Source organism: Nigerium sp., assembly GCF_039811905.1.
Classification (GTDB): domain Bacteria; phylum Actinomycetota; class Actinomycetes; order Propionibacteriales; family Propionibacteriaceae; genus Propioniciclava.
The window spans coordinates 1-8921 of record NZ_JBDHZL010000110.1 but is presented as its reverse complement, the minus strand read 5'-3'; the positions used below and the strand labels follow the sequence as shown (position 1 = coordinate 8921).

The following is an 8921-nucleotide window of genomic DNA, read 5'->3' as shown; positions in this document are numbered from 1 at the left end:
CAGGACCTTCCGGCCGCCGCGATCCCCGGCTTCCAGCGCTCCCTGCGCGCCCGGGCCGGCGTCGCGAACGTGGAGGTCGACCGGTTCATGCAGCCGATGGCCGCCCCGACCGACCCCCTGTACCCCCAGCAGTGGCACTACTCTGCGGACGCCACGAGCATCCGGCTCCCCGGGGCGCTCGACCGCTCGACCGGCGCCGGCGTCACCGTCGGGGTCGTGGACTCCGGCATCACCGCGCACCCCGACCTCAACCCGGGCACCGGCTACGACTTCATCACCGACCCCAGCATCGCGCGCGACGGCTCCGGCCGCGACGCCAACCCGGCCGACGAGGGCGACTGGAGCGAGGCCACCGACACGACCTGCAACCAGTACCAGCGGTTCATCCCGTCGAGCTGGCACGGAACCCACGTCGCCGGGACGATCGCCGCCCGCACGAACAACGGCGTCGGCGTGGCCGGCGTCGCGGGCGGATCGCGGGTGTTCATGGCCCGCGCCCTCGGCCACTGCGGCGGCTGGTCGTCCGACATCATCGACGCGATGATGTGGGCCGGCGGGCAGCCGGTGAGCGGCGTCCCCGCCAACCCCAATCCGGCCAAGGTGCTCAACCTCAGCCTCGGCGGGCCCGGCGCGTGCGGCACCGCCTACCAGAACGCGATCAACGCCCTCGTGGCGCGGGACGTCACGATCGTGGTCGCCGCCGGCAACGAGACCCAGAACGTGGCGAACGTCACCCCGGCCAACTGCAACAACGTCGTCGCCGTCGCGGCCATCGGGCCGGACGGCAACCGCGCCTACTACTCCAACTTCGGCGCGCAGGTCGACGTCACGGCCCCCGGCGGCAACCAGCAACTCGGCACGACCTCCGGCGTCCTCTCCACGATCAACAGCGGCCAGCGGACGCCCGAGTCCGCCACCTACGGCTGGATGCAGGGCACCTCGATGGCCGCGCCGCACGTGGCCGGGGTCGCCGCGCTCATGAAGTCGGCGAACCCCTCGCTCACGCCCGCGCAGATCGAGGGGACCCTGAAGCAGACCGCGCGGCCGGCGTCCGGATCCTGCTCCGGCTGCGGGGCGGGCCTCGTGGACGCCGCGGCGGCCGTCCGGGCGGTCGCCGGCGGCACCGACCCGACGCCCCAGCCAGGCGACGTCATCACCAACCCCGGCTTCGAGCAGGGGACGACCGGCTGGAGCGACCCGAGCGGCTCCGTCATCACGGACGCCTCCGGCGCGCCCGCCCACTCCGGCACCTGGAAGGCGTGGCTGGGCGGCTACGGCTCCACCCGCACCGACACGATCAGCCAGCAGATCACCGTCCCCACGGGCGCCACGACGCTCAGCTACTGGATGTACATCACCAGCGCCGAGGACGCCTCCGCCGCCGACGTCGACAACCTCACGGTCACCATGGACGGGACGCAGATCCGCAGCCGATCGAACATGTTCCCGAACAAGGGTCAGTGGGTGAAGGAGACCGTCGACATCCGCGCCTTCGCCGGGCGCAGCGTCACCCTCGCCTTCACCGGCACCGAGAACGCGTCGAAACAGACCAGCTTCGTGCTCGACGACCTCGCCATCGGCTGAACGGAGGATCATCGCGGGCGCTCGGCCGACACCCCGGCCGAGCGCCCCACCCGCCCATGACAACCCCGGACGCCTTCGCCGACCGCCTCGCCGCCGCCCTGACCGACCGCGGGCTCTCCCTCGACCGCGTCCAGGCGCACCTCGCCGCGGCAGGCTGCGAGGTCTCCGTCGCGACGCTGAGCTACTGGCGCGCCGGCCGCTCCCGGCCGTGGCGCGACCGCTCCTTCGACGCCGTGGCCGAGCTCGAGCGCATCCTGCGCGTGCCCGCCGGCCACCTGATCCCCGCGCTGCCGACGCGACGGCGCGCCCCCTGGAACCCGCTCGCGGCGCTCCCCCACCACGAGGCCACGGCGGCGGCCCTCAACGCGCCCACGATCGACCTGATCCGCCGCTGGACGCGCCTCTACGTCGAGGACCTCCTCGTCATCGCCGCCCAACACCGCGAGACGCACCAGATCACGACGATGATCGTCGAGGCCAAGGCCGACGGTGCCCGCACCTGGCCGATCGTCACCATGGCCGCCGACCCGGACGCCCGCGGCCTGGCCGTCTCCGCGCTGGCCGGGTGCGAGATCGCGGACGCCCGCGTCCTGGCCGACGCCCCGATCGCCATCGCCGAGGTGGTGCTCCCCCGCGCCCTGCGCCAGGGTGAACGCGCGCACCTGGCTTAACGCGTCGACTTCGGGGCGACGGGTGCGGCGTCCTGCCGGCTGAGCCGCTCCCTGCCCGGGCCGACGCGGGTGCTGAGCCTGGGCGTCCTGTTCGACGGGGACGCCCCCACCGGGCACCACACCTCGGCGCGCTCTCCGCGCGGGGACGCCCTGCCCGTCGGCCAGGCCACCCTCGTCGGCGACCGCCTGCAGGCGACCGCCCTGGACGCCCAGACCGGCCTCTACCAGGTCGCATGGGACTGGCCCGACACAGACGGGACGCCGCCCGCGTGCGCGGGCGGCGTCCCGGTGTCGACCGCTACTTCGTCAGAGAGTCGATGATCGCGTTGAACGTCTCGGACGGCCGCATGACCTGGGTGGTCTTGGCGTCGTCGAGCACGTAGTACCCGCCGATATCGGCCGGATGGCCCTGCACGGCGAGCAGGTCGCCCGTGATCTTCTCCTCGTTCTCGGCGAGGGCCTCGGCGACCGGAGCGAAGGCGGTGGCGAGCTCGGCGTCCTCGGTCTGCTTCGCGAGTTCCTGCGCCCAGTAGAGGGCCAGGTAGAAGTGCGAGCCGCGGTCGTCGATCTGACCGACCTTGCGGGCCGGCGAACGGTTCTCGTTGAGGAAGGTCTCGGTGGCCTTGTCGAGCGCGTCGGCCAGCACGACCGCGCGCTGGTTGTCGTCCGTACGGCCCAGGTGCCGCAGGCTCTCGGCGAGCGCGAAGTACTCGCCCAGCGAATCCCACCGCAGGTAGTTCTCCTCGACGAGCTGCTGCACGTGCTTCGGGGCCGAGCCGCCGGCGCCGGTCTCGAAGAGGCCGCCGCCCGCCATGAGCGGGACGATCGACAGCATCTTCGCCGACGTGCCCACCTCGAGGATCGGGAACAGGTCGGTGTTGTAGTCACGGATCACGTTGCCGGTGACCGAAATCGTGTCCTCACCGCGGCGAATGCGCTCGATCGAGAACTTCGTCGCCTCCACCGGAGACATGATCCGGATGTCGAGGCCCTCGGTGTCGTGGTCGGCGAGGTAGGTCTTCACCTTCTCCGCCATGTTGCGGTCGTGGGCGCGCTCGGGGTCGAGCCAGAAGACGGCCGGCGTGTTCGACAGGCGGGCACGCGTGACCGCGAGCTTCACCCAGTCCTGAATCGCGGCGTCCTTCGCCTGGCAGGCGCGCCAGATGTCGCCCGGGTCGACGTCGTGCTCGAACAGCACCTCGCCCTCGGCGGTGACGACCCGCACCTTGCCGCGCTCGGCGATCTCGAAGGTCTTGTCGTGGCTGCCGTACTCCTCGGCCTTCTGGGCCATCAGCCCGACGTTCGGCACCGAGCCCATCGTCGACGGGTCGAACGCGCCGTGCTCGCGGCAGTCGTCGATGACGGCCTGGTAGATGCCCGCGTAGCTGCTGTCGGGGATCACGGCGAGGGTGTCGTGCTCCTGCCCGTCGGCGCCCCACATCTTGCCGCCGATGCGAATCATGGCGGGCATCGACGCGTCGACGATCACGTCGGAGGGCACGTGGAGGTTCGTGATGCCCTTGTCGGAGTTGACCATCGCGAGGTCGGGGCCGGCCTCGAGGTCGTTCTTGATGGAGGCCAGGATCTCTTCGCCGCCGCCACCGAGGGCCTCCAGCCCCGCGTACAGCGACGCCAGACCGTTGTTGGGCGACAGGCCCGCCTTGGCGATGTCGTCGCCGTACAACTCGAACGTGCGCGGCAGGAACGCCTTCACCACGTGGCCGAAGATGATCGGGTCGGAGACCTTCATCATCGTCGCCTTGAGGTGGGTCGAGAAGAGGATGCCCTCGTCCTTCGCCCGCTGGACCTGCGCGGCCAGGAACTTGTCGAGCGCGGACGCGCGCATCACGGTCGCGTCGATGACCTCGCCGGGCAGCAGCTTCAGGTTCTCCTTCAGCGGCGTGACCTCGCCCTCGGGCCCGACGAACTGGAACGTGACCGTCGTCTCCTCGGGCGCGACGACCGACTTCTCGTTGTGGCGGAAGTCGCCGGCGTCCATCGTCGCGACGTTGGTCTTCGAGTCGGGCGACCAGGTGCCCATCGAGTGCGGGTGGCTGCGCGCGTAGTTTTTCACGGCGATCGGCGCCCGCCGGTCGGAGTTGCCCTCACGCAGCACCGGGTTGACCGCGCTGCCCTTGGCGGAGTCGTAGGCCGCGCGGATCTTCTTCTCGTCGTCGGTCTTCGGATCGTCGGGGTAGTCGGGGACGGCGATCCCCTTCTCCTGCAACTCCTTGATCGCGGCCTTCAACTGCGGCATGGACGCCGAGATGTTCGGCAGCTTGATGATGTTCGCCTCGGGGGTCTTGGCGAGCTCGCCGAGTTCGGCCAGATCGTCGGCAGCCCGCTGATCCTCGGGAAGGAACTCGGCGACGGCCGCCCGGATGCGCCCCGCCAGCGAGATGTCGCGGGTCTCGACCTCGACCCCGGCGGTGGACGTGTACGCCTCCACGATCGGCAGCAGCGAGTACGTCGCGAGCAGTGGAGCCTCGTCGGTGTGGGTGTAGATGATCTTGGCCATGAGCTACGCATTCTCCCTTGGATCGTGGTGGCGCCGAGCCGCCCGGAGCGTAAGACTGTCGTGCGGCTCAGCCTACCGACGCGGCCGCCTTTCCGCGCCCTCGAAAAGGGGATTCACCGCGGCTCGATGGCCCCCTCCGGCGGAGCCTGGGGGCGCCAGCCGGGCCACCCGTGCGGGTGAGTCCTCCCCCCGCTGGCTAGGCCGGGAAAGCCGGTGCAGTTAACGATTCCCGCGGATTGAAAGCCGCCCGGCGGCTTCCCAGGCAAATCACATAAGGATAACGTTCGGCTCACCGGGACCGTTTCCCCCGCCCCCGAAGCCCGAAAGGCTGAACCATCTTGCGACGAAGCCGAACCCTGATCGCCGCGGGCATCATCGCCCTCGCGTTCCCCTCTGTAGCTCACGCAGCCCCCAGTTCCAGCCCGTCCGCCGAGCCGGCGGCGAGCCCCCCGGCCAGCAGCGCCGCGGGCCGCTTCGCGGCGGCGCCCTCCTCCGGACGCATCGACTCCTCCGTCCTGCCCCGCTCCCTCGACGACCAGTCGACCGTGGACGTCATGGTCGAGTTGACCGGCGATCCCGTCGCCGTCGTCGAGGCGAAGGCCAAGAAGGAGCTGACGTCCGGCCAGGCGGCCGGCGTCCGGGCGCGCCTGAAGCAGCAGCAGGACGCCGTGGCCGGCACGATCAAGCGCGACGGCGGCGCGGTGCGCTCCACCATGCAGTCGGCGTACAACGGCATGCGCGTCACGGTGAAGCGGAACAAGGTGCCCCAACTCGCCCAGTTGTCCGCCGTGGCCGGCGTCCATGCCGTGCAGGTCCAGACGCGCAACAACGCGGTGAGCGTGCCGTTCCTCGGCGTCCCGCAGGTGTGGAAGAACACGGGCTACACCGGCAAGAACGTCAAGGTCGCGATCATCGACACCGGCATCGACTACACGCACGCCGACTTCGGCGGGCCGGGCACGAAGGCCGCGTACGAGAAGGCGAAGGCGTCCTCGACCCAGAAGGCCGACCCGGCCCTGTTCGGCCCGAACGCCCCCCGCGTGAAGGGCGGCTGGGACTTCGTCGGCGACGACTACGACGGCGCGAAGCCCAACTCGGTACCCAAGCCTGACCCGAACCCGCTCGACTGCGAGGGCCACGGCAGCCACGTCGCCGGGTCCGCCGCCGGCGGCGGCGTGACCGAGGACGGTAAGGCCTACACCGGCCCCTACGACGCCTCGACGGCCACGAAGCAGTGGAAGGTCGGGCCGGGCGCCGCCCCGCAGGCCGACCTGTACGCGCTGCGCGTGTTCGGCTGCTCCGGCTCCACCGAGGTGACGACCGAGGCCATCGACTGGGCCGTGCAGCACCGCATGGACGTCATCAACATGTCGCTCGGCTCGCCCTTCGGCCGGGTCAACGACCCGACGTCGGTGGCCGCCACGAACGCGGTCGCCGCGGGCGTCGTGGTGATCGCCTCGGCGGGCAACAGCGGGCCGAACCCGTACCTCACCGGCGCGCCCGGCGCCGGGCGCGGGGTGGTGTCGGTGGCGGCGACGGACTCCTCGGAGACGTTCCCCGGCGCGAAGATCTCGCTGCCGGGCGGCTCCGCGGTCGACGCGATCAACGCCAACGGCGCGACGCTGCCGGGCGGCCCCCTGCGGGTGGTCGTGCTCGCCGACGACCCGGCGACGCCCGAGAACGAGGCGCTCGGCTGCTCGGAGGAGGCCTACACGAAGGCGGGCATCACCAAGGCGGCCGGAGCTCCGGCCCAGATCGCGGTATCGCAGCGCGGCAGTTGCGCCCGCGTCGCCAAGGCGATCTTCGCGCAGAAGGCCGGGGCGGACGCCGCGCTCATGATCAACAACGCCGACATCTACCCGCCGTACGAGGGGCCGATCGCGTCGAACCCCGACACAGGCGAGGCGTACGAGGTCACGATCCCGCTGCTCGGCGTCAAGGCGAGCGACGGCCCGACCGTCAACGCGGCCGCGGGGCAGCAGGTGACGCTCGCGGCGTCCCGGCTGGCGAACCCGGGCTTCCGCGGGTTCGGCTCGTTCTCTTCGGGCGGCCCGCGCAACGGCGACTCCGGCCTGAAGCCGGGCGTGAGCGCGCCGGGCGTGTCGATCGCCTCGGCGTCCGTGGGCACCGGCACCGACGCGCAGTACCTGTCGGGCACGTCCATGGCGGCCCCGCACGTGGCGGGCATCGCCGCGCTGACCGTGCAGGCGCACCGCGGCTGGACGGCGTCCGACGTCGCCGCCGCCCTGGTGTCGACGGCCGACCCGGCGAAGGTGAGCGGGTACCGGCTGACGCTCGGCGGGGCCGGGCTCGTCGACACCGCGCAGTCGGTCGGCACGAAGGTGGTCGCGACGGGCGACACGTACGTGTCCGGAACCGAGTCGTACAAGGAGCCCTCCCTGTCGTTCGGACTGGCCGAGTTCAACGGGACCTTCCGCGGCACGAAGACCGTCACGCTGGTGAACCACGGGACGCAGGCGATGACGTTCCGGGCCGCGCAGGAGGCGTCCCGGCAGTCTCGTCCGGCGCGGTTGTCGTTCTCGCCGGCGTCCGTGCGGGTGCCGGCCGGCGGGCAGGCGACCGTCCGGGTGACGCTGACGGCCCGCTCGCGCGACGTCGGCTCGGCCGTGGACGAGAACGACCCGTTCGGCTTCCACGAGGTATCCGGCAGCGTGCGGCTGACGTCCGGCTCGACGGTGCTGCGCGTGCCGTACCTGCTGGTGCCCCGGGCCGCGGCGAACATCACGGCGACGCCGATTGGTCAACTGCGGTCGAGCGGGCAGACCCGCGTGGCGGTGGCGAACGCCGGCGGCGCGCTGGCCGCGGGGGCCGACGTCTACACGTGGGGCCTCACCGACCCGGCGAACGACGTCGACCCGAAGTCGACGGGTTCGGGCTTCGACCTGCGGGCGGCGGGCGTCCAGGCGGCCGATGTCGGCGGCAAGAAGATGCTGGTGTTCGCGGTGACCATGCACGACCGGTTCTCGAACGCCGCGTCGAACGAGTACGACGTGAGCATCGACACCAACGGCGACAGCAAGCCCGACTACGTGGTGTTCGCGGCCGACTCCGGGCAGATCCGCGCCGGGGACGCCAACGGCCTGTCGGAGGTCTTCATCAAGGAGGTCGTGACCAACCGCATGGCGGCGTCCGGCTATCTGACGGTCGCGCCCACCGACGGCAGCACGGTGCTGCTGCCCGTCAAGGCCGCCGACCTCGGGCTCACGCAGAGCAAGGGCGACTTCTCCTACCAGGTGTCGTCGTACTCGCTGGAGGGTCCGTTCAGCGACGAGATCGCCGGCGCCGCACGGTACAACCCGTGGAAGAAGGCGTTGTCGGACGGCCAGTACCTGACCGTCGGCGTCAACCGGGTCGTCCCGGTGACGCTGCGTGCGGACGCCGCGAACTGGCGCGCGCAGCGGCCGCTCGGGGCGATGGTCGTGGCCCTCGACAACCGCTCCGGCGCGAAGGAGGCCACGCTGATCCGCGGCCGGTAGGCCCGGCGGGCGGGGGCGATCGTTCCCCCGCCCGGCCCTCAGAGGCCGACGGCGGCGGAGGGCAGCACGGGCAGCGTCAGGACGCTGCGGTGGCCGGCGTCGTGGTGGAGCGTGATCTCGACCGGGCGCCCGCCGGCCGGGTCGCTCACCGAGTAGCGCGGCCAGTTCGACCCGGCGAGATCGAGCCGGATCGCGTGGCCGGGCAGGAACACGTTGCCGGTGGCCCACAGGTCGATCTCGACCTCCTCGGGCTCGCCGGGCGTGAGGGGGTCGCGGCGGTCGAGCCCGCGGCGTCCGCTCAGCCGCAGGACGCCGTCGGTCAGGATCGTGCTGCGGCCATCAGGCGCGACGTCGGCGAGGGTGGCGTGCAGGTGGGCGTCGGGGGCGTCCGCGCTGACCCAGACGCGCAGCCGCACCGGCCCGACGACGGCGAGCGGCGCGTCGAGCGTGGGGCCGGTAAAGGTGACGACATCCGCACGCCGCTCGACCTCCTGCTGGTCGAGCGGGCCCGCGTTGTGCGGCAGCCCGAGCAGCATCGGGCCGCCGCAGGTGGGGACCGGGTCCGCCGGGTCATGCACGAACCCGGTGGACGCCTCGCCCGCGTCGGCCCCCGGCTCCGGCAGCAGGACGCCGGCGCCGGCGTCGGCGTCG

7 protein-coding genes are annotated in these 8921 nt (G+C 72.0%); 4 read left to right on the top strand and 3 right to left on the bottom strand.

Features of this window, described 5'->3' with window-relative positions; translation table 11 throughout:
- From WMJ97_RS13130 to WMJ97_RS13120, 3 genes are all read left to right on the top strand, one after another.
- Positions 1 to 1584, top strand: a 1584-nt coding sequence (locus WMJ97_RS13130; protein WP_347349452.1) for a S8 family serine peptidase, incomplete at its 5' end; no start/stop codon positions are given.
- A 56-nt stretch (positions 1585 to 1640) separates the two neighbouring features.
- Positions 1641 to 2255: a hypothetical protein gene (locus WMJ97_RS13125; RefSeq protein ID WP_347349451.1), complete on the top strand. Its 615-nt coding sequence runs from the start codon at positions 1641 to 1643 to the stop codon at positions 2253 to 2255.
- A 69-nt stretch (positions 2256 to 2324) separates the two neighbouring features.
- Positions 2325 to 2576, top strand: a complete 252-nt coding sequence (locus WMJ97_RS13120) for a hypothetical protein (RefSeq protein ID WP_347349450.1) — start codon at positions 2325 to 2327, stop codon at positions 2574 to 2576.
- Here WMJ97_RS13120 and WMJ97_RS13115 read toward each other — a convergent pair.
- The gene (locus WMJ97_RS13115) at positions 2554 to 4773 is read right to left on the bottom strand and encodes an NADP-dependent isocitrate dehydrogenase (RefSeq protein WP_347349449.1); all 2220 of its coding nucleotides are present in this window, start codon (positions 4771 to 4773) and stop codon (positions 2554 to 2556) included. The genes WMJ97_RS13120 and WMJ97_RS13115 overlap by 23 nt on opposite strands.
- Before the next feature lie 400 nt (positions 4774 to 5173).
- A complete protein-coding gene (locus tag WMJ97_RS13110; RefSeq protein ID WP_347349448.1) occupies positions 5174 to 5329 on the bottom strand; it encodes a hypothetical protein in 156 nt (51 codons plus the stop codon).
- Between WMJ97_RS13110 and WMJ97_RS13105 the strand changes: the two genes are divergently transcribed.
- Complete coding sequence (locus WMJ97_RS13105; protein ID WP_347349447.1) at positions 5328 to 8270, top strand: S8 family serine peptidase; 2943 nt, start codon at positions 5328 to 5330, stop codon at positions 8268 to 8270. The genes WMJ97_RS13110 and WMJ97_RS13105 overlap by 2 nt on opposite strands.
- A gap of 38 nt (positions 8271 to 8308) precedes the next feature.
- On the opposite strand, the gene WMJ97_RS13100 is transcribed toward WMJ97_RS13105, so the two are convergent.
- The coding region (locus WMJ97_RS13100) for a CocE/NonD family hydrolase (RefSeq protein ID WP_347349446.1) at positions 8309 to 8921 on the bottom strand (613 nt) is incomplete at its 5' end.

Excerpts from the sequence above, each read along its gene's own strand:
- WMJ97_RS13125 (WP_347349451.1), top strand. The coding sequence starts at position 1,641 with ATGACAACCCCGGACGCCTTCGCCGACCGCCTCGCCGCCGCCCTGACC.
- WMJ97_RS13115 (WP_347349449.1), bottom strand. The coding sequence starts at position 4,773 with ATGGCCAAGATCATCTACACCCACACCGACGAGGCTCCACTGCTCGCG.
- WMJ97_RS13105 (WP_347349447.1), top strand. The coding sequence starts at position 5,328 with ATGGTCGAGTTGACCGGCGATCCCGTCGCCGTCGTCGAGGCGAAGGCC.
- WMJ97_RS13110 (WP_347349448.1), bottom strand. The coding sequence starts at position 5,329 with ATGACGTCCACGGTCGACTGGTCGTCGAGGGAGCGGGGCAGGACGGAG.